Annotated in this window: 1 protein-coding gene; it reads left to right on the forward strand. The window is 76.9% G+C overall.

What is annotated here, in order from left to right; all coding sequences use genetic code 11:
• Positions 1–221: hypothetical protein (locus VR45_RS40560; protein ID WP_045944995.1), on the forward strand; the 221-nt coding region annotated here is incomplete at its 5' end.
• Between the last annotated feature and the right edge of the window lie 151 nt (positions 222–372).

The following is a 372-nucleotide window of genomic DNA, read 5'->3' on the forward strand; positions in this document are numbered from 1 at the left end:
TCTCCTGGCAGCACCACTCCGGCGCGGGCAACCCGCCCGTGACCGTCGCCACCGAGACCGTGCGGCTCGGCACCGGGTCCGTCACCCTCACCCGCTCCCACGACTTCGGCAACGACGAGTCGCTCCAGTGGGGCGTCCGGGTGGGCAGCGACCCGAGGCCGGAGAGCACGCCGACCGCCTACCGCGAGCTGCCCGCCATCGACTGCCGCCAGCCCGGCTGAGCCCGCACCCCTCCCGGAGGCTCCGATGACCCCGTCCCCGCCGAACCGCCACCCCGACCCCGACCCCGACCGCACCGCGCCGGCCGCCTCCACCGCACCCGTCGACGACGAACCCGGCTGCGCCACCGTCCTCGACCCGACCGCCTGGGGC

It is taken from the genome of Streptomyces sp. NRRL S-495 (assembly GCF_000966955.1).
Classification (GTDB): domain Bacteria; phylum Actinomycetota; class Actinomycetes; order Streptomycetales; family Streptomycetaceae; genus Kitasatospora; species Kitasatospora purpeofusca.